The organism is Bradyrhizobium sp. SZCCHNR1002, from assembly GCF_032381435.1.
GTDB lineage: Bacteria > Pseudomonadota > Alphaproteobacteria > Rhizobiales > Xanthobacteraceae > Bradyrhizobium > Bradyrhizobium aeschynomenes.
Map to the genome: position 1 here is coordinate 291,470 of NZ_JAUHIS010000003.1, position 17,112 is coordinate 308,581.

Consider the following 17,112-nt stretch of genomic DNA (forward strand, 5'->3'; position numbering starts at 1 on the left):
CGGCCGGGCATTGCGCGCCTTCTACAACGCGGCGCCCTGCTTGTCTCGCCCATAAGGGGCGAACAGCCGGGCCGGAGCAACCGGAACCAGGGATTGTGCCGAGCCTTGGTTGGCACGTGCCGCTGCGCTCAGTTGCGCGATCTGGGCCCGGGCCGCGTCAGCCTCGGCCTGATGGCGGCGTGCGGCCCGTCGCCAGCGGCGCTGGCCGATCCAGGTCGCGCAGCCGCCGGCGATCACGCCCAGGATCGCAACTGCGAGGATCAAGGCAAACAGCGGGACCGAGGCCGCAAGCGCCGGATCCGTCGCGTTGAACGGATCGAACGATACGGTAACGAAATGCCGATTGGCGACGGCAAAGACGACGAACAACACCAGAAGCGGAAGGACGATCACAACCGTGAGGAATTTTCGCATGCGCTCGCTCGTATCAGTCTGGCTGGACTCGCCTCGAAATCAGCCGCGAACGACCGGCACGTTCGGCGCGAAACGCGTCACTCGTCGGTATCGTCGGACTCGGCGCCAGCGCCACCGGGATGGTCCCGATTCAGCCGCTCGCGCATTTCCTTGCCCGTCTTGAAGAACGGGACGCTCTTCTGGTCGACCGGGACATGGGCGCCCGTCCGTGGATTGCGCCCGGCGCGGGCCGGCCGGTGCTTGACCGAGAACGCACCGAAGCCACGCAGCTCGACACGATCACCGCGGGCGAGCGCCGCGACGATCTCATCGAGGATCGCATTGACGATGTTCTCGACATCCCGCTGGTAGAGGTGCGGGTTGTGCTCGGCGATACGCTGAACAAGCTCGGATTTGATCATCGAGAAAATGTACCCGGGGAGACAGTCCCATTTCCGTGAAAATATGCAGGACTGTCAAGACGCTAAATCATTCATCGGGCCCGTGAATCGGCTTTCGTGGCCCAATCTCGGGTCACGCCGCGGCACACGCTCCACGTGTCAATCGTCATGACCATGGTCTTGGCGGGTTTCAATTCCCCGGCGCGGGCGTCCACAGCGCCAGCATGCCGTCGAGGCCGATCCGATCGACGGCCTGGACGACGCCGGTGCGCTCGATCTGCCGCGCGATGCCGGACAGACCGACGGCGTCGAGCGCCACCGAGGTCGCGGTCCGCAGGAAGGTGAGGTCGCCGAAGCGCGGCACCAGCTTGTAGTCGCGGACCGGCAGATCTTTCTTCACGTTCTTGTTGGCCACCAGCCAGGCGACCGCGGTCTTCTCGTCGCCGAGTTCGTCGATCAACTTGAGCTCGATCGCCTGCCGTCCGGTAAAGACGCGGCCGTCGGCCACCTTCTCCAGCTGCTCATCGTTCATGGCGCGGCGATCCTTCACCAGCCCACGGAACCAGGCATAGGAATCCTTGACCAGGGCGTCGAGCGCGGCGCGCGCTTCCGGGCTGGTCGGCTCATAGCCGTTCGGCGCGGCCTTCAGCGGCGAGGATTTCACCTCCTCGATCTTCACACCGACCGTCTTCAGCAGCTCGCTGACATTGGGATACTGGAACAACACGCCGATCGATCCGACCAGCGAACTCTGCTGCGCGACGATGTGATCGGCGGCGATCGCGCCGATGTAACCGCCGGAGGCGGCGAGCCCCTCGACCACGACGACGAGCGGCTTCTTCGCCTTCAGTCGCACCAGCGAATCGTAGAGCTGCTCGGAGCCCGCGGTGGTGCCCCCCGGGGAGTTGATGTGAACGACGACGGCCTCGGCCGAAGAGTTCTCGAGCCGCTCGAGCGCCTCGACGCGCTCATGGTCGCTGCGGATCAGGCCCTCGATGTTGACGCGGGCAATCGAGCCGGAGGTGGACAGCGCGGTGCGCCCGCGCGGCGACATCGCGAGGCCGACGGCGGAAAGAGCAGCAACCGCAATCAGCACCGCGACCACGCGCCAGAACGTCAGCTTGCGGCGCAGCCTGCGGCGATCGACGATCACATCGGAATCTAGCGACATGGACAGCTCCTGGAAGTCTCGGCGCGTTTTGCATCCGCAGCCTGAATATCTCGTTATCCGATTACATCAATCGCGGCGCAATTTGAAGAAAGGAAGGCTCGCCCCGGGGCCACCGAAGGGTCGGGGGGCTCGGCGCAGGCTTGCCGTTTTCGACCATCGAATTTTGCGCTCATCTTTCTCCACGTCGTCATGGCCGGGCTTGTCCCGGCCATCCACGTCGTTCGGCTTCTTGGGAGCCACGTGGATGCCCGGGACAAGCCCGGGCATGACGGAGTAACTAAGCTCCAGGTTCGTTCGCCGCGACATATGAGCATAGGCGATAGGTGGGACGCGGTCTGGACGACATGTCTCGGCGCCACAAAAAAAGCCCCGGCCGGAGCCGGGGCTTTGATCTCGTCACGCGGTCCGAAGCCTTACTTCGAATCGCGGTTCTTGAGGGCGGTGCCGAGAATGTCGCCCAGCGTCGCGCCCGAATCGGACGAGCCGTACTGCGCGATGGCTTCCTTCTCTTCCGCGACTTCCAGCGCCTTGATCGACACCTGGACCTTGCGGGCCTTCTTGTCGAACTGGATCACGCGGGCATCGACCTTCTCACCGACGGCGAACCGCTCGGTGCGCTGATCGTTGCGATCGCGCGCCAGCTCGGAACGCTTGATGAAGGTGGTGAAGTCGGTGCCGGTGATCTTGACGTCGATGCCGCCGTCCTTGACGTCCAGCACTTCGCAAGTCACGACCGCACCCTTCTTGACATCGCCCGGCTCGGCGAAGGGGTCGCCTTCGAGCTGCTTGATGCCGAGCGAGATCCGCTCCTTCTCCACGTCGACGTCGAGCACCACGGCCTTGACCATGTCGCCCTTCTTGTAGTTGTCGATGACCTGCTCGCCCGGCAGCTTCCAGTCGAGGTCCGACAGATGGACCATGCCGTCGACGTCGCCTTCGAGACCCAGGAACAGGCCGAACTCGGTCTTGTTCTTGACCTCGCCCTCGACCACCGAGCCCGTCGGATGCTTCTCGACGAAGACCTCCCACGGATTGCGCATGGTCTGCTTGAGACCGAGCGAGATGCGGCGCTTGACGCTGTCGACCTCGAGCACCTGCACTTCGACCTCCTGCGAGGTCGACACGATCTTGCCGGGGTGCATGTTCTTCTTGGTCCACGACATCTCGGAGACGTGGATCAGGCCTTCGATGCCCGGCTCGAGCTCGACGAACGCGCCGTAGTCGGTGATGTTGGTGACGCGGCCATGGAAGCGGGCCTGCAGCGGGTACTTGGCCTCGATGCCCTGCCACGGATCGTCCAGCAGCTGCTTCATGCCGAGCGAGATGCGGTGCGTCTCGTGGTTGATCTTGATGATCTTGACCTTGACCGTCTGACCGATGGAGAGCACCTCGGTCGGATGGTTGACGCGGCGCCACGCGATGTCGGTGACGTGCAGCAGGCCGTCGATGCCGCCGAGGTCGACGAACGCACCGTAATCAGTGATATTCTTGACGACGCCGTCGATGACCTGACCCTCTTCGAGGTTCTGCACCAGCTCCTGGCGCTGCTCGGCGCGGGTCTCTTCCAGCACGGTGCGGCGCGACACGACGATGTTGCCGCGGCGACGATCCATCTTGAGGATCTGGAACGGCTGCGAGTTGTTCATCAGCGGCGCGACGTCGCGGATCGGACGGATGTCGACCTGCGAGCGCGGCAGGAAGGCGACTGCGCCATCCAGATCGACGGTGAAGCCGCCCTTGACCTGGTTGAAGATGACGCCGTTGACCTTTTCGTTGTTCTGGAACGCCTTCTCGAGCTTGCCCCAGCTCTCCTCGCGGCGCGCCTTGTCGCGCGACAGCACGGCTTCGCCGAGCGCGTTCTCGATGCGGTCGAGGAACACTTCGACCTCGTCACCGACCTTCAGCTCGCTGTCGCGGCCGGGACCGGAAAATTCACGCAGCGCCACGCGGCCTTCGGTCTTCAGACCGACGTCGATGACCGCCATGTCCTTCTCGATCGCGACGACCTTGCCCTTGACGACGGAGCTTTCCTGAAGGTTGCCCTTCGTGAAGGACTCGTCCAGCATCGCGGCAAAATCATCGCGGCTGGGATTGTAGGAATTAGCAGAGATACTCGAAGCCATTGGTTCTCCAGATGCGGACATTCTCGCCAGCTTGGGGTTGATCGGCGCATCGGATGGGCAGTGCCTGGAGGTCCACAAATCCCCAGACGTCCGCGGGTGCGCAAAAAGCGCAACGACGCGGGCCGGCAATGCCTGCACATGCGATACGTATGAAGTTCGTCCGGCTGATCGGACCCGATTGAACCGCAATCGAGCTATCGACGGTCAAGGGCGGGAGCGGGCAGTTCCTCCAATGACATCAGCGGAAATCAAACCCGCTGACGGCCCGCTCGAACGGCCTCGACGATGTCGATGGCGGCCCGGACGCCGCCCTCTATATCCAAATGGGAGTTATCAAGCAAGTAAGCATCCGGGGCTTGTTTCAAAGGGGCAACGGCCCGGTTCTGGTCGCGTTCGTCGCGCGCCAGGATGTCGGCCAGAATGGCCGTCTCGTCGGCCGGCTCGCCCCGGAAGCGCGCCTCGAGGGTGCGGCGATGTGCCCGGATCTTGGGGTCGGCCACGACGTAGATCTTCACCTCAGCGTCCGGACAGATCACGGTTCCGATGTCGCGGCCGTCGAGCACGGCGCCCGGCGGCTGGGAGGCGAACTGGCGCTGGAACGCCAGCAGCGCCTCGCGCACTTTGGGGAGTGCCGAGACCACCGAGGCCGCCGAGCCGACCTCATGCGAGCGGAACGCCGGATTGTCGAAGGTCGAAGGATCCAGGGTCATGGCGACCTCAGCCGCCCGCGCTTCGTCCTTGAGGTCGATGCCGGCCGTCAGCAGCGCATGCGCGACCGCCCGGTAGATCACGCCCGTATCCAGATGCCTGAGGCCATAATGCGCCGCGAGGCGCTTGGCCATGGTGCCCTTGCCCGAGGCAGCCGGTCCGTCGATGGCGATGATCATGCGAAATCCGCGCCCGCCTTGCGCATCAGCGGGATGAAATCGGGGAAGCTGGTGGCGATGAAGGCGGTGTCGTCGACCGTGACCGGCTTGTCGGAGGCGAGGCCCATCACCAGCGCGGACATCGCGATGCGGTGATCCATGTGGGTGGCGACGAGGCCGCCGCCAGGAACGTGACCGCGGCCCTCGACGATCAGATCGTCGCCGGAGATCTCGACCTTGACGCCGTTCACGCGCAGCATCGCCGCGGTGGCTTCCAGCCGGTCGGATTCCTTGACCCGCAGCTCGTGCAGGCCGCGCATCACGGTCGTGCCCTCCGCATAGGCCGCGGCGACGGCAAGGACGAGGTATTCGTCGATCATCGACGGCGCGCGCTCCGGCGGCACCACGACGCCCTTGAGCTTCGAGGCGCGCACACGCAGCCGGGCCATCGGCTCGCCGGCATCGCCGCGGACGTCGTCCTCCTCGATCGAGGCACCCATCTCGCGCAAGGTCGTGAACAGGCCGGTGCGCAGCGGGTTGGTCATGACGTCCGACAGCACGAGATCCGAGCCGTCGACGATCAGGGCGGCGACCAGCGGGAACGCGGCCGAGGACGGGTCGGCCGGCACGATGACCGGCGCGCCGCGCAGCTCAGGCTGGCCGGTCAGCGCGATCCGCCGGCCATGCGATCCTTCCGGCGTGGTGACGATCTCGGCGCCGAAATGCTTCAGCATCAGCTCGGTATGGTCGCGGCTCGCCTCCTGCTCGATCACCGTGGTGACGCCGGGGGCGGAGAGGCCGGCCAGCAGCACGGCCGACTTGATCTGCGCCGAGGCGACCGGCGTGCGGTACTCGATCGGAATTGGATTGCTGGCGCCCTGCAGGGTTAACGGAAGCTTGCCGCCCTCGGCGCTGGCGGTCACCTTGGCGCCCATCAGCGCCAGCGGATCGAGGATGCGGCGCATCGGCCGGCTGCGCAGCGAGGCGTCGCCATCGAACACGGCGGTGATCGGGCAGCCGGCGACCGCGCCCATGACCAGCCGGCAGCCCGTGCCGGAGTTGCCGAAATCGAGCGTCGCGGCGGGCTGGGCGAAGCCGCCGACGCCGACGCCATGCACGGTCCAGGCGAATTCGCCCGCACGTTCGACCTTGGCGCCAAGCGTCTGCATCGATTTGGCGGTATTGAGGACGTCCTCGCCCTCCAACAGGCCGGAAATCCGGGTTTCACCGACCGACAGCGCACCCAGGATCAGCGCCCGATGCGAGATCGACTTGTCGCCGGGCACGCGAATCGTGCCCGCAAGAGGGCCGGACGCGCGGGATTCGAGTGGGGTCGGGGCGGCTGACGTGCTCACGGCGGGATCCTCGTGTTTCCGAGCGGCAGGTATCACAGGGCCCCGCGCCCGTCACGGGCCGTGATTTCCGGTTGAAAGCGCTATTGACAGCGGCGCGGCAACTAGCCAAGTGAGACACCGCTTTTCAGACATTGCCAGGACGCCTGCACGTGGCCAAATCCGAGCTCGGAACCAAACGCATTTGCCCGACTACGGGCAAAAAGTTCTATGACCTCAACAAGAATCCGGTGATTTCGCCCTACACCGGCGAGGTCGTGCCGATCGCGCCCGTGGCTCCGACCCGCGCCATGCGCGGCGAGGCGGCTCGGGCCGCGGCGACGGCCGACGTGGCGCCGGAGGCCGCGGAGGCCGAGGAGCTGGTGTCGCTCGAGGAGGCCGATGCCGAGGAGAACACCGGCAAGGTCAAGGCGGTCGTTCCCGAATCGGAAGACGACATCGAGATCGACGAGACGCTCGACGACGACGAGGATGATGACTCGACCTTCATCGCCGACGAGGAAGAAGGCGACGAGGATGTCACGGACATCATCGGCGATGTCGGCGGCGACGAAGAATAATCGTTGAAGGTACTTGAGATCAGCCGCGAACTGTGGTTCACGGTGCTCCCCGGCGGTCACCCAGACCGCCGGTTCGGTTCAGGGGCCATAGCTCAGCTGGGAGAGCGCTTGCATGGCATGCAAGAGGTCGGCGGTTCGATCCCGCCTGGCTCCACCACGCTTCGCCCTCCGGGCTACGCGTGGCGCAGCCACGACGGAGCCCGAAGGGCGAAGCGTGGTGCCCGGCGAAGCCACTTGGCGAAGCCGGGCTTAGAATGGCTGACAAACTCCTTTTTTCACCACAGACTGCGCGCCAGCGGCCCATTGCAGCGAGCGCCTCTCCATGTGGTACGTCTACATCATCCGGAGCCTCGCCTTTCCCGAGCAGGAATACATTGGCGCGAGCGCGGACATCAAACAGCGCCTGAAGGATCACAACGCTGGGCGCTCGGCCCATACCTCCGAATTCGCGCCTTGGATGCTCGTCTGGTATTGCGCCTTTCCTGACAAGCACCGCGCGTTGGCGTTTGAAGCCTATTTGAAGTCGCATTCAGGCCGCGCCTTTTCGAGGAAGCGCCTGCTCGGTCCGGCTTGAGCCCTCACTCCACCGCCGCCTCCAGCCGCTCCCGCAGCTTCACCAGCCTGCCGTGCAGATCCGCCAGCTCCGCGATCGAGCAGCCTGTTGCGTCCAGGATCGCCGGGGGCACGATGGCCCGCGCCTTCTCGCGCAACGACGCACCCTGCGCGGTCAATGTGACCAGCACCTGGCGCTCGTCCTGCGCCGATCGCGTCCGCTTGAGCAGATGCAACGCCTCCATCCGTTTCAGCAGCGGCGTCAGCGTGCCGGAATCCAGGAACAGCCGCTCGCCGATCTCCTTCACCGACAGACCATCGCCCTCCCACAGCACCAGCATGACCAGATACTGCGGATAGGTCAGGCCAAGGCGGTCGAGCAGCGGCTTGTAGACGCGGTTGAACGCGTGGGCCGTCGAATAGACCGCGAAACAGAGCTGGCTGCCGAGCTGGAGCGGCACGTCGGCTGTCGTCTTCTTGGGCATGGTCACACCAGGAATGGATCGTCCGGCACATCTTGGGCGTTGCGGGAGGGCGGCGGCAACGACGGGGAAACGCCAATCACGATTATTCTACCGAACAATTATATTGTGCGCAATCGAATTGCGTGCAATATACGCCTCACTGAATTCCACTCCACACCCACCCGGAGACACCCCATGTCCGTGAACGTGCTCTACAAGACCAGCGCCAAGGCCACCGGCGGCCGCGACGGCGAGGCCGCGACCCTCGACGGCTCGCTGAGCGTCAAGCTGTCCACCCCGAAGGAGCTCGGCGGTGGCGGCGGCCCCGGCAACAATCCGGAGCAGCTGTTCGCCGCCGGCTACGCCGCCTGCTTCATCGGCGCGATGAAGTTCGTCGCGTCCCAGGGCGGCCCGAAGGTTCCGTCCGATGCGTCGGTGACGTCCACGGTCGGCATCGGCCCGCGCTCCGAGGGCGGCTTCGGCATCACCGTCGAGCTCGCGGTCTCGCTGCCCGGCCTTGCCAAGGCGGATGCCGAGGCGCTGGTCGAGAAGGCCCATCAGGTGTGCCCTTACTCGAACGCCACCCGCAACAACGTCGACGTCAAGCTGTCCGTCGTCTGAGGTTGAATTCCGCCCTGCGGCAGGGGTTGCGTCGCGCTCCTGCCGCAGGCCGGCCCTCCGTTTTCGCCAGGGCGGCATTCGCGCAAGCTCGTTTGCGCGAGCGCTGCGGCAATGCTTAATGACCGCGAGTTGAAACCAACCTCGCGATCGTCCTGATGACCCCTCAATTTGCTCCCGGCGCCATGGCCGGCCTGCGCGTGATCGATCTCACGCGCGTGCTCGGCGGCCCCTATTGCACGCAGATCCTGGCCGATCACGGCGCCGACGTGATCAAGGTCGAGCCGCCCGCCGGCGACGAGGTCCGCGACTGGGGCCCTCCGTTCCACGACGAGGACGCGGCCTACTTCGTCGGCATCAACCGCAACAAGCGCTCGATCGGCCTCGACCTCGCCTCCGAGGGCGGCCGCGTGGTGCTCTTGAAGATGCTCGAGACCGCCGACGTGCTGATCGAGAACTTCAAGCCCGGCACCCTCGAGAAATGGGGCATCGGCAGCGACGTGCTGCGCGAGAAATTCCCGGGGCTCGTGCACTGCCGCATCTGCGGCTTCGGCGCCGACGGGCCGCGCGGCGGCAATCCCGGCTATGACGCGATCATCCAGGCGATGACCGGCATGATCGCGGCGACCGGCTCGCCCGAGAGCGGCCCGATGCGAATCGGCGTGCCCTTGGTCGACATCACCACGGGCCTCTATGCCGCGATCGGCATCCTGATGGCGCTGTCGGAACGGCAGCGGTCGGGACAAGGCCAGTTCCTCGAAATCACGCTATACGAAACTGGCCTGGCGATCATGCATCCGCACACCGCCAACTACTTCATGCACGGCAAGCCACCGTCGCTGACCGGCAACGAACATCCGAATCTCGTTCCCTACGCCATCTTCCCGACCAAGACCGACGACATCTTCATCGGCGTCGGCAATGACGGCACGTTCCGCAAGCTCGCCAAGGAGATCGGCCGCCCCGAGCTCGGCACCGATCCGCGCTTCGCGCGCAACCGCGACCGCGTCGCCAATCGCGAGGCGCTGCGCGCCGAGCTCGCCGCCGTGTTCCGCCAGTTCGAGGCCGAGCCGCTGTGCGACCGCCTGCTCGCCGCCGGCCTGCCCGCCGGCCCGGTGCAGAAGATCGATCAGGCACTGACCAATCCGCACACGCTCTACCGCGGCGATGTCATCGAGAAGGACTGGTACAAGGGGGTGGCCTCGCCGATCCGGCTCGGACGCACCAAGCCGAGCCTGCGCTCCACGCCGCCGAAATACAGCGAGCACGCCGAGGAGGTGCTGAGCGAATTCGGCTACTCGCCGAGCGAGATCGAATCGCTGCGGGCCGCTGGAACCGTCTGCACGGAACGCAAACGCTGACCGCATCGCACGCGCTCCCGTCGCCGCGTCGCACCACGGCGCGGTAACGGAGAGATGCGATTTACCGCTTTTCGCGGACGCACTGCGCGTGGCTTTCCCGCGTCAGGTCATACGTCTATACATTCACATAACTGTCATCTGGCGCTGTTAACGGCCGCCACGACCGATGACGTTCATGGGAGGATCTTTTTGATGTCATTTCGACAATTCGCTGCTGCGACTGCCGTTGCAGCCACCTTTGGTTTTGCGGCGTCACCCGCACTCGCGGTGACTGAAATCCAGTGGTGGCACGCCATGACCGGCGGCAACAACGACATCGTCAACAAGCTCGCCGAGGAATTCAACGCCTCGCAGAGCGACTACAAGGTCGTGCCGACCTTCAAGGGCGCCTATCCCGACACGATGAATGCCGGCATCGCCGCGTTCCGCGCCGGCAATGCGCCTCACATCATGCAGGTGTTCGAGGTCGGCACCGCGACAATGATGAGCGCCAAGGGCGCGATCAAGCCGGTCTACGAGCTGATGAAGGAGGCCGGCGAGCCGTTCGACCCGAAGGCCTATCTGCCGGCGATTACCGGCTACTATTCGACCTCCAAGGGCGACATGCTGTCGTTCCCGTTCAACTCGTCTTCGATGGTGATGTGGATCAACAAGGACGAGCTGAAGAAGGCCGGCGTTGCCGAGATCCCGAAGACCTGGCCGGAAGTGTTCGACGCCGCCAAGAAGCTGAAGGCTGCCGGTCACGAGACCTGCGGCTTCTCCAATGCCTGGGCGTCCTGGGCCCATATCGAGCAGTTCTCGGCCTGGCACAACGTGCCGATCGGCACCAAGGCCAACGGCCTCGACGGCTTCGACACCGTGCTCGAGTTCAACAGCCCGCTGCACGTCAAGCACCTGCAGAACCTCGTCGAGCTGCAGAAGGACAAGACCTACGACTATTCCGGCCGCGGCTCGGCCTCCGAGAGCCGGTTCGGCTCCGGCGAATGCGCGATCTTCATGACCTCGTCGGGCTACTACGCCACCGCCAAGAGCACCGCGAAGTTCGACTTCACCTCGGCGCCGATGCCATATTATCCGGACGTGCAGGGCGCACCGCAGAACTCGATCATCGGCGGCGCCTCGCTGTGGGTGATGGGCGGCAAGACGGCGAACGAGTACAAGGGCGTCGCCAAGTTCTTCACCTTCCTGTCGGACACCAACCGCCAGGCCAAGCTGCATCAGGAGTCCGGCTATCTGCCGATCACCACCGCGGCCTATGAGAAGACCAAGACGGACGGCTTCTACGACAAGAACCCCGTGCCGCAGACGCCGCTGAAGGAGCTCACCAACAAGCCGCCGACCGAGAATTCGCGCGGCCTGCGCTTCGGCAACATGGTGCAGATGCGTGACGTCTGGGCCGAGGAGATCGAGGCCGCACTCGCCGGCAAGAAGACCGCCAAGGAGGCGCTCGATTCCGCCGTTGCCCGCGGCAATGCGATGTTGCGCACCTTCGAGAAAACGGCCAAGTAAGGAAACGGCAAAGTCAGGCCGTCCCAGAGGCTTCCTCTCCCACCGGAGGGGAAGCCTCACTTCTATCCCTCACGCGGCGCGCTCCATGGAAAAGTCGGTCGTCTTCAACGGCAAGCTCCTGCCCTACCTGCTGCTGGCGCCGCAGCTCGCGATCACGCTGATCTTCTTCTACTGGCCGGCCAGCCAGGCGATCTGGCAGTCGTTCCTGCGCGAGGACGCCTTCGGCCTCAATTCCGAATTCGTCGGGCTCGAGAACTACCAGGCGCTGTTCGCCCAGCCGGAGTATTACACCGCCATCGGCACGACCGTGGTGTTCTCCTCGCTGGTGACCGTGTTGTCGCTGGGCGTCGCGCTCTTGTTCGCCACCCAGGCCGACAAGAATCTCAAGGGCGCCTCGGTGTACAAGACGCTGATGATCTGGCCCTATGCGGTGGCGCCTGCGATCGCCGGCGTGCTGTGGTTCTTCATCTTCCATCCGACCTTGGGCACCCTTGCCCGGCCGCTGCGCGTCATGGGCTTCGACTGGAATCCGATGCTCAACGGCACGCACGCGATGATGCTCGTCGTGATGGCGGCGGTCTGGAAGCAGGTCGCCTATAATTTCCTGTTCTTCCTGGCCGGCCTGCAGGCGATCCCCAAGAGCGTGATCGAGGCGGGTGCGATCGACGGCGCCGGTCCGCTGCGCCGGTTCTGGACCATCATCTTCCCGCTGCTGTCGCCGACCACCTTCTTCCTGCTCGTCGTCAACATCGTCTACGTGTTCTTCGAGACGTTCGGCATCATCGATGCGGTGACCTCGGGCGGACCGGCCGGCTCGACCACCACGATGGTCTACAAGGTCTTCGCCGACGGACGGCTCGGCGGCGACCTCGGCGGCTCGGCGGCGCAGTCCGTGGTGCTGATGGTCATCGTGATCGCGCTGACCGCGATCCAGTTCCGCTATGTCGAGCGCAAGGTGCAGTACTGATGGTCGAGCATCGCCCGCTGCGGGACCTCGTCGCCTATATCGTGCTGTCGCTGGGCGTGCTGATCTTCGCCTTCCCGGTCTATGTCGCCTTCATTGCCTCGACCTACGACGCGGCAACCGTCGTCAGCGGCAATTTGCCGCTCACGCCGGGCGGCCGGATGCTCGAGAACTACTATCGCGCGGTCTTCGTCGGCGGCTCGCGCTTCATGAACCAGCCGGTCGGCGTGCTGCTCCTGAACTCGTTCGTCACCGCGATCGGCATCGCGGTCGGCAAGATCCTGATCTCGATCCTGTCGGCGTTCGCGATCGTCTACTTCCGCTTCCCGTTCCGCAAGACGGCGTTCTGGATCATCTTCATCACCCTGATGCTGCCGGTCGAGGTCCGCATCTACCCGACCTACAAGGTCGTCGCCGACCTGCGCATGCTCGACACCTATGCCGGGCTGATCCTGCCGCTGATCGCGTCCGCGACCGGCACGCTGCTGTTTCGGCAGTTCTTCATGACCATTCCGGACGAGCTGCTGGAGGCCTCGCGCATCGACGGTGCCGGACCGCTGCGGTTCTTCTGGGACACGCTGCTGCCGCTGTCGATGACGACGGTCGCGGCGCTGTTCGTGATCCAGTTCATCTACGGCTGGAACCAGTATCTCTGGCCGCTGCTGATCACGACCAAGGATTCGATGCAGACCATCGTGATCGGCATCAAGAAGATGCTGACCACCACCGACGAGCTCGCCGAATGGCAGCTCGCGATGGCGACCGCCGTGCTGGCGATGCTGCCGCCGGTCGCCGTCGTCGTCTTCATGCAGCGTCTGTTCGTGAAGGGTCTGGTGGAGACGGAAAAGTGAAGAGGAGGCGAATGGCGAATAGCGAGTGGCGAATAGGGATATTCGCCCGACGGTTCGCTTCAGCCCCTTCCCTATTCGCTACCCCCTATTCGCTATTCGCTTCCAGGTAACCCATGGCCAACGTCACGCTCCGCAACATCCGCAAGATCTATCCCGGCGGCTTCGAGGCCATCAAAGGCATCGATTTCGAGGTCGGTGACGGCCAGTTCTGTGTGCTCGTCGGCCCCTCCGGCTGCGGCAAATCCACGCTGCTGCGGATGGTGGCCGGACTGGAGACGGTCTCGGCGGGCGAGATCGACATCGGCGGCCGCGTCGTCAATGCGATCGAGCCGGCCGAGCGCGACATCGCGATGGTGTTCCAGAACTACGCGCTCTACCCGCATATGACCGTCTACAACAACATGGCGTATGGGCTGCGCAATCGCGGCATGGCGGAGACCGAGATCAAGACACGCGTCGACGACGCCGCACGGATCCTCGAACTCGGCACCATGCTGGAACGGAAGCCGCGGCAGCTGTCCGGCGGCCAGCGCCAGCGCGTCGCGATGGGCCGCGCGATCGTGCGCCAGCCGAAAGTGTTCCTGTTCGACGAGCCGCTGTCGAACCTCGACGCCAAGCTGCGCATCGCGATGCGGGTCGAGATTCGCAAGCTGCAGCGCCGGCTCGCGACGACGGCCATCTACGTCACCCACGATCAGCTCGAAGCGATGACGCTGGCCGACATCCTGGTCGTGATGAATGGCGGCAAGGTCGAGCAGATCGGGAATCCACTCGAGATCTACCAGAAGCCGGCGACGACCTTCGTGGCGTCCTTCATCGGCGCGCCGCCGATGAACCTGATGCCTGTCGATGGCGTCCGCGCCCAGCTGCTCGGCGCCGACGCGGTTCCCGCAGACGCCGGCCAGCTTGGAATTCGGCCCGAGGATTTCGAGCTGGGAGACGCCGTGCCGGCGGGCGGGATCGGCCTCGACCTTCGGGTCGACGCCATCGAGCATGTCGGGGCGGAGACCTATCTCTACGGCGCGCGCCAGGACACCGGCAGTGATGACAGGCTCGTCGCCACCGCAAACGACGTCATCGTGCGGCTGCCGGGCACCGCGGCTCCCGATGTCGGCACCCGGATCCGGGCGGTTGCGCCCCGGGCCAAGCTGCATCTGTTCTCGGCCGACGGCCGGCAAAGGCTGTCAGTCTAGCTCTTCCACAGCCACGTGGTTCCGGCCCTCGGGGGTGCTTGAACGCCCCGGGGATCGTGACCATATTGCTGCTCAAGGGATGCCATCAGGGTCCCGAAACGTCAAAGTCGCTTCGAGAGGACTTTGTAAACCATGTCTCGTGTTCCTTCGCTCTCCAGCCCGTTCCTTCTGGGCTTCGACGAGATCGAGCGTGTGCTCGACCGCGTCGTCAAAGGTGCCGACGGCTATCCGCCCTACAATATCGAGCGGTTCGAACGCACCAATGGCCAGCCCGAGCGTCTGCGGATCACGCTGGCGGTGGCGGGTTTCACCCGCGACCAACTCGATGTCACCATTGAGGAAAACCAGCTCGTCATCCGCGGCCGGCAGCAGGACGACAAGACCCGGCAATACATTCATCGCGGCATCGCCGCGCGCCACTTCCAGCGCACCTTCGTGCTGGCGGAGGGAATGCATGTGCTCGGTGCGGACCTGAAGAACGGGTTGTTGTCGGTCGATCTGGCCAGGCCGGAGCCTGAGCGGATCGTTAAGACAATAGCGATCAATGAACACGAATAATGGTTCGATGGAACGAGTAGCGGACTCGACCGCTTGAGTCTCAGAAGGAGTCGAGACCATGACTGAAGGTAATGTTGCGTCGGAATCCCCCGTCTCCCTGGAGTCGCTGGCCACCTTGGGCGAGGGCCACATCGCTTACGTGAAGCAGATCCGCTCCGAGGACGTGCCGGGGCTGTTTCCGCAGGCACCCCACATCGCGCCGGGACTGAAGCTGTTCGCCTTGCATGCCGCTGACGGCACGCCGATCATGCTCACCGACAGCCGCGAAGCCGCGATTGCGAATGCGTGGAGCCACGAGCTGCAGGCCGTAAGCGTCCACTAGGCCAGACCGGGAGGTCATGCGCGACGGCGTCTTGCGAGACGCCGTTGTTGTGAGACTCAAGCGGCTCATGCACCCTCTACGAGGGCGGTCCCCAGCCAGGGGACGGCCCTTTTTTCTTGCCAGTTTTTCTTGCCAGTTTCTTGCCATGACGATCGTCGAGATGAGTCCGTTGATCACACCGGTGAGCGCGGCCGAGCTACGAAGCGACGCTTCGCTATCGACGGGTCTGCTCGCGCTCAACAATGCGCATGCGTCCGAGCTGTCCTGGCTGACGCCCGAGGCGCTCGCACGTCTGATCGGGCAGGCGTGGCGCGCTTGGCGGATCGGCGACGCCGATGCACTGATCATCGCGCTGGACCAGAACGTCGACTACGACAGTCCGAACTATCGCTGGTTCCGCGCCCGCTATGATCGCTTCATCTATGTCGATCGGATCGTGGTGGCGCAGAGTGCGCGCGGCCAGGGACTCGCGCGCCTGCTCTACGACAGCCTGATTCGCGACGCGCAAACAGCGGCGCACCAGCGCATCGTCTGCGAGGTCAATCTCGACCCGCCCAATCCGCAGTCCGATGCCTTCCACGCCGCGCTCGGCTTCGAGCCGCTGGCGACAGCCGGCATCCACGGCGGCACCAAGACGGTGCGCTATCTGATCAAGCCGTTGACCTAGCGCGCAATGCGTTTGGACGGACTCGCATGATGCTCCGGACTGCCGCAATCACCGCTCTCCCCGTTCCCTCCCCCCTTGTGGGGGAGGGTCAGGGAAGGGGGTAGCCGCGGGCGCAATCGACGACGCATTGGCGGATGGCTTCAACAACGCGTCCGGCGTTCGGCCTCGGATGCGCATCGGTGACGCGAAGAGCTGAGATCCTTATTTGAGGAACGACTCGCTCGGCATTTTCCCTTGCCGCTGGCGCGATCCGTTGTGCTGGCGGTCGCTCACCAACTGCGTGCGGCATCCTGGGCCACCCCCCTCCCTGACCCTCCCCCACAAGGGGGGAGGGAACGGAGAGACTGGTGATTGTCGAAGTCTCAGCATGAGGCTATTGCGCGGGAACGCAACACGCGCTGGAAGCAGGCAGAAGCGGGCAACCAGGCGCGGAAGCAGTCGTCAGGCCGCCGAGGCCGGCGGCAGGGCCAGCACCGAATAGATCGCCTGGGCATCGCGCGAGGCGCGGAGCTTCTTGGCGACGTCCTGGTCGCGCAGCAGGCGCGCGATGCGCGCCAGGGCCTTCAGATGGTCGGCGCCGGCACCTTCCGGCGCCAGCAGCAGGAACACCAGATCGACCGGCTGGCCGTCCATGGCCTCGAAATCGATCGGCCGCTCGAGGCGGGCGAACAGGCCGAACAGCTTTTCCAGCTTCGGCAGCTTGCCGTGGGGGATCGCCACACCATAGCCGACGGCGGTGGTGCCGAGCTTCTCCCGCTGCAGCAGCACCTCGAACACGTTGCGTTCGTTCTGCCCGGTCAGCGCAGCGGCACGCGCCGCAAGCTCCTGCAGCGCCTGCTTCTTACTGATGACCTTCAAAGCCGGCAGGATCGCCTCGGGTGCGACCAGATCGGTAATCGGCATAGGGCGTTCCGAGGTGATTGAACCGTCAGTGTGCGAAATAGGTCGGGACAGACCAGCGTCAAGAAGCTGAGGCGGCAGGCGGGCTTAACCCGTGTCCGATGCGAGGGGCTTCTACCCCAACGCAACGGCCGTGCCAACACCCGCAAGCATGTTCCCGCTGCCTATCCTTAAAGATCGCCGGAGCGTGGCAGCCTGAAGGCACCAACGTTCCGACCGCCTCATCGCACCCGTTCACGACCGTGGCGTGACGTCGCAATCGGCCCGCCAACCACCTGATCAGGAAC

The 17,112-nt window shown here is 64.8% G+C and carries 19 protein-coding genes and 1 tRNA gene; 12 read left to right on the plus strand and 8 right to left on the minus strand.

Translation table 11 applies throughout. The features are described from left to right. Positions 1-21 precede the first annotated feature (21 nt). The 6 genes from QX108_RS17575 to aroA form a co-directional block, all read right to left on the minus strand. Positions 22-414 (minus strand): lipopolysaccharide assembly protein LapA domain-containing protein, encoded by a 393-nt coding sequence (locus QX108_RS17575; protein WP_315723096.1) that lies wholly within the window; start codon positions 412-414, stop codon positions 22-24. 77 nt (positions 415-491) lie between these two features. After that, positions 492-815, minus strand: coding sequence for an integration host factor subunit beta (locus QX108_RS17580; RefSeq protein ID WP_172113569.1), 324 nt, complete (start codon positions 813-815; stop codon positions 492-494). A 169-nt stretch (positions 816-984) separates the two neighbouring features. Further along, entirely contained in the window at positions 985-1,965 is a 981-nt protein-coding gene (gene sppA / locus QX108_RS17585) for a signal peptide peptidase SppA (RefSeq protein ID WP_315723098.1), read from the minus strand. Between the two features lie 413 nt (positions 1,966-2,378). Further along, the gene (gene rpsA, locus QX108_RS17590) at positions 2,379-4,088 is read right to left on the minus strand and encodes a 30S ribosomal protein S1 (RefSeq protein ID WP_011923367.1); all 1,710 of its coding nucleotides are present in this window, start codon (positions 4,086-4,088) and stop codon (positions 2,379-2,381) included. Positions 4,089-4,336: 248 nt separating this feature from the next. Then, the gene (cmk, locus tag QX108_RS17595) at positions 4,337-4,975 is read right to left on the minus strand and encodes a (d)CMP kinase (protein ID WP_315780919.1); all 639 of its coding nucleotides are present in this window, start codon (positions 4,973-4,975) and stop codon (positions 4,337-4,339) included. After that, entirely contained in the window at positions 4,972-6,309 is a 1,338-nt protein-coding gene (aroA, locus tag QX108_RS17600) for a 3-phosphoshikimate 1-carboxyvinyltransferase (protein WP_315780921.1), read from the minus strand. Before aroA ends, cmk begins: the two co-directional genes overlap by 4 nt. Before the next feature lie 149 nt (positions 6,310-6,458). Between aroA and QX108_RS17605 the strand changes: the two genes are divergently transcribed. The 3 genes from QX108_RS17605 (at position 6,459) to QX108_RS17615 (ending at position 7,440) form a co-directional block, all read left to right on the plus strand. Continuing rightward, positions 6,459-6,866, plus strand: coding sequence for a TIGR02300 family protein (locus QX108_RS17605; RefSeq protein WP_172113573.1), 408 nt, complete (start codon positions 6,459-6,461; stop codon positions 6,864-6,866). Positions 6,867-6,947: 81 nt separating this feature from the next. Next, positions 6,948-7,023: transfer RNA gene (locus QX108_RS17610), tRNA-Ala, on the plus strand. A gap of 165 nt (positions 7,024-7,188) precedes the next feature. Beyond that, positions 7,189-7,440: a GIY-YIG nuclease family protein gene (locus QX108_RS17615; protein ID WP_315780924.1), complete on the plus strand. Its 252-nt coding sequence runs from the start codon at positions 7,189-7,191 to the stop codon at positions 7,438-7,440. Positions 7,441-7,444: 4 nt separating this feature from the next. On the opposite strand, the gene QX108_RS17620 is transcribed toward QX108_RS17615, so the two are convergent. Continuing rightward, positions 7,445-7,903 (minus strand): MarR family transcriptional regulator, encoded by a 459-nt coding sequence (locus QX108_RS17620; RefSeq protein WP_315780926.1) that lies wholly within the window; start codon positions 7,901-7,903, stop codon positions 7,445-7,447. Between the two features lie 174 nt (positions 7,904-8,077). Here QX108_RS17620 and QX108_RS17625 point away from each other — a divergent pair, with 174 nt between their 5' ends. The 9 genes from QX108_RS17625 (at position 8,078) to QX108_RS17665 (ending at position 15,925) form a co-directional block, all read left to right on the plus strand. After that, positions 8,078-8,503, plus strand: coding sequence for an organic hydroperoxide resistance protein (locus tag QX108_RS17625; RefSeq protein WP_172181901.1), 426 nt, complete (start codon positions 8,078-8,080; stop codon positions 8,501-8,503). 155 nt (positions 8,504-8,658) lie between these two features. Then, complete coding sequence (locus QX108_RS17630; RefSeq protein ID WP_315780928.1) at positions 8,659-9,861, plus strand: CaiB/BaiF CoA-transferase family protein; 1,203 nt, start codon at positions 8,659-8,661, stop codon at positions 9,859-9,861. A 192-nt stretch (positions 9,862-10,053) separates the two neighbouring features. After that, positions 10,054-11,370: a sn-glycerol-3-phosphate ABC transporter substrate-binding protein UgpB gene (gene ugpB, locus QX108_RS17635; RefSeq protein ID WP_315723112.1), complete on the plus strand. Its 1,317-nt coding sequence runs from the start codon at positions 10,054-10,056 to the stop codon at positions 11,368-11,370. 85 nt (positions 11,371-11,455) lie between these two features. Then, the gene (gene ugpA, locus QX108_RS17640; protein ID WP_315780930.1) at positions 11,456-12,337 is read left to right on the plus strand and encodes a sn-glycerol-3-phosphate ABC transporter permease UgpA; all 882 of its coding nucleotides are present in this window, start codon (positions 11,456-11,458) and stop codon (positions 12,335-12,337) included. Further along, positions 12,337-13,185: a sn-glycerol-3-phosphate ABC transporter permease UgpE gene (ugpE, locus tag QX108_RS17645; protein WP_315780932.1), complete on the plus strand. Its 849-nt coding sequence runs from the start codon at positions 12,337-12,339 to the stop codon at positions 13,183-13,185. Before ugpA ends, ugpE begins: the two co-directional genes overlap by 1 nt. A gap of 113 nt (positions 13,186-13,298) precedes the next feature. Further along, positions 13,299-14,378 (plus strand): sn-glycerol-3-phosphate import ATP-binding protein UgpC, encoded by a 1,080-nt coding sequence (locus QX108_RS17650; protein WP_315780934.1) that lies wholly within the window; start codon positions 13,299-13,301, stop codon positions 14,376-14,378. 132 nt (positions 14,379-14,510) lie between these two features. Beyond that, positions 14,511-14,936, plus strand: a complete 426-nt coding sequence (locus QX108_RS17655) for an Hsp20 family protein (RefSeq protein ID WP_006613108.1) — start codon at positions 14,511-14,513, stop codon at positions 14,934-14,936. 58 nt (positions 14,937-14,994) lie between these two features. Next, a complete protein-coding gene (locus QX108_RS17660; protein ID WP_009026315.1) occupies positions 14,995-15,258 on the plus strand; it encodes a DUF1150 family protein in 264 nt (87 codons plus the stop codon). A 160-nt stretch (positions 15,259-15,418) separates the two neighbouring features. Next, positions 15,419-15,925 carry a GNAT family N-acetyltransferase gene (locus QX108_RS17665; RefSeq protein ID WP_172132551.1) on the plus strand — a complete coding sequence of 169 codons (507 nt, stop codon included), beginning with the start codon at positions 15,419-15,421 and terminating at the stop codon, positions 15,923-15,925. 441 nt (positions 15,926-16,366) lie between these two features. Here QX108_RS17665 and ptsN read toward each other — a convergent pair whose 3' ends face one another. After that, positions 16,367-16,828 carry a PTS IIA-like nitrogen regulatory protein PtsN gene (gene ptsN, locus QX108_RS17670; protein WP_008962742.1) on the minus strand — a complete coding sequence of 154 codons (462 nt, stop codon included), beginning with the start codon at positions 16,826-16,828 and terminating at the stop codon, positions 16,367-16,369. Between the last annotated feature and the right edge of the window lie 284 nt (positions 16,829-17,112).

Bases quoted from the DNA above. Each gene is read 5' to 3' on its own strand.
- rpsA (WP_011923367.1), bottom strand. From the start codon at position 4,088: ATGGCTTCGAGTATCTCTGCTAATTCCTACAATCCCAGCCGCGATGAT.
- QX108_RS17615 (WP_315780924.1), top strand. From the start codon at position 7,189: ATGTGGTACGTCTACATCATCCGGAGCCTCGCCTTTCCCGAGCAGGAA.
- QX108_RS17620 (WP_315780926.1), bottom strand. From the start codon at position 7,903: ATGCCCAAGAAGACGACAGCCGACGTGCCGCTCCAGCTCGGCAGCCAG.
- QX108_RS17580 (WP_172113569.1), bottom strand. From the start codon at position 815: ATGATCAAATCCGAGCTTGTTCAGCGTATCGCCGAGCACAACCCGCAC.
- QX108_RS17575 (WP_315723096.1), bottom strand. From the start codon at position 414: ATGCGAAAATTCCTCACGGTTGTGATCGTCCTTCCGCTTCTGGTGTTG.
- sppA (WP_315723098.1), bottom strand. From the start codon at position 1,965: ATGTCGCTAGATTCCGATGTGATCGTCGATCGCCGCAGGCTGCGCCGC.
- ugpB (WP_315723112.1), top strand. From the start codon at position 10,054: ATGTCATTTCGACAATTCGCTGCTGCGACTGCCGTTGCAGCCACCTTT.
- QX108_RS17650 (WP_315780934.1), top strand. From the start codon at position 13,299: ATGGCCAACGTCACGCTCCGCAACATCCGCAAGATCTATCCCGGCGGC.
- cmk (WP_315780919.1), bottom strand. From the start codon at position 4,975: ATGATCATCGCCATCGACGGACCGGCTGCCTCGGGCAAGGGCACCATG.
- ugpA (WP_315780930.1), top strand. From the start codon at position 11,456: ATGGAAAAGTCGGTCGTCTTCAACGGCAAGCTCCTGCCCTACCTGCTG.
- QX108_RS17655 (WP_006613108.1), top strand. From the start codon at position 14,511: ATGTCTCGTGTTCCTTCGCTCTCCAGCCCGTTCCTTCTGGGCTTCGAC.
- QX108_RS17630 (WP_315780928.1), top strand. From the start codon at position 8,659: ATGACCCCTCAATTTGCTCCCGGCGCCATGGCCGGCCTGCGCGTGATC.
- ptsN (WP_008962742.1), bottom strand. From the start codon at position 16,828: ATGCCGATTACCGATCTGGTCGCACCCGAGGCGATCCTGCCGGCTTTG.
- QX108_RS17625 (WP_172181901.1), top strand. From the start codon at position 8,078: ATGTCCGTGAACGTGCTCTACAAGACCAGCGCCAAGGCCACCGGCGGC.
- QX108_RS17660 (WP_009026315.1), top strand. From the start codon at position 14,995: ATGACTGAAGGTAATGTTGCGTCGGAATCCCCCGTCTCCCTGGAGTCG.
- QX108_RS17665 (WP_172132551.1), top strand. From the start codon at position 15,419: ATGAGTCCGTTGATCACACCGGTGAGCGCGGCCGAGCTACGAAGCGAC.
- ugpE (WP_315780932.1), top strand. From the start codon at position 12,337: ATGGTCGAGCATCGCCCGCTGCGGGACCTCGTCGCCTATATCGTGCTG.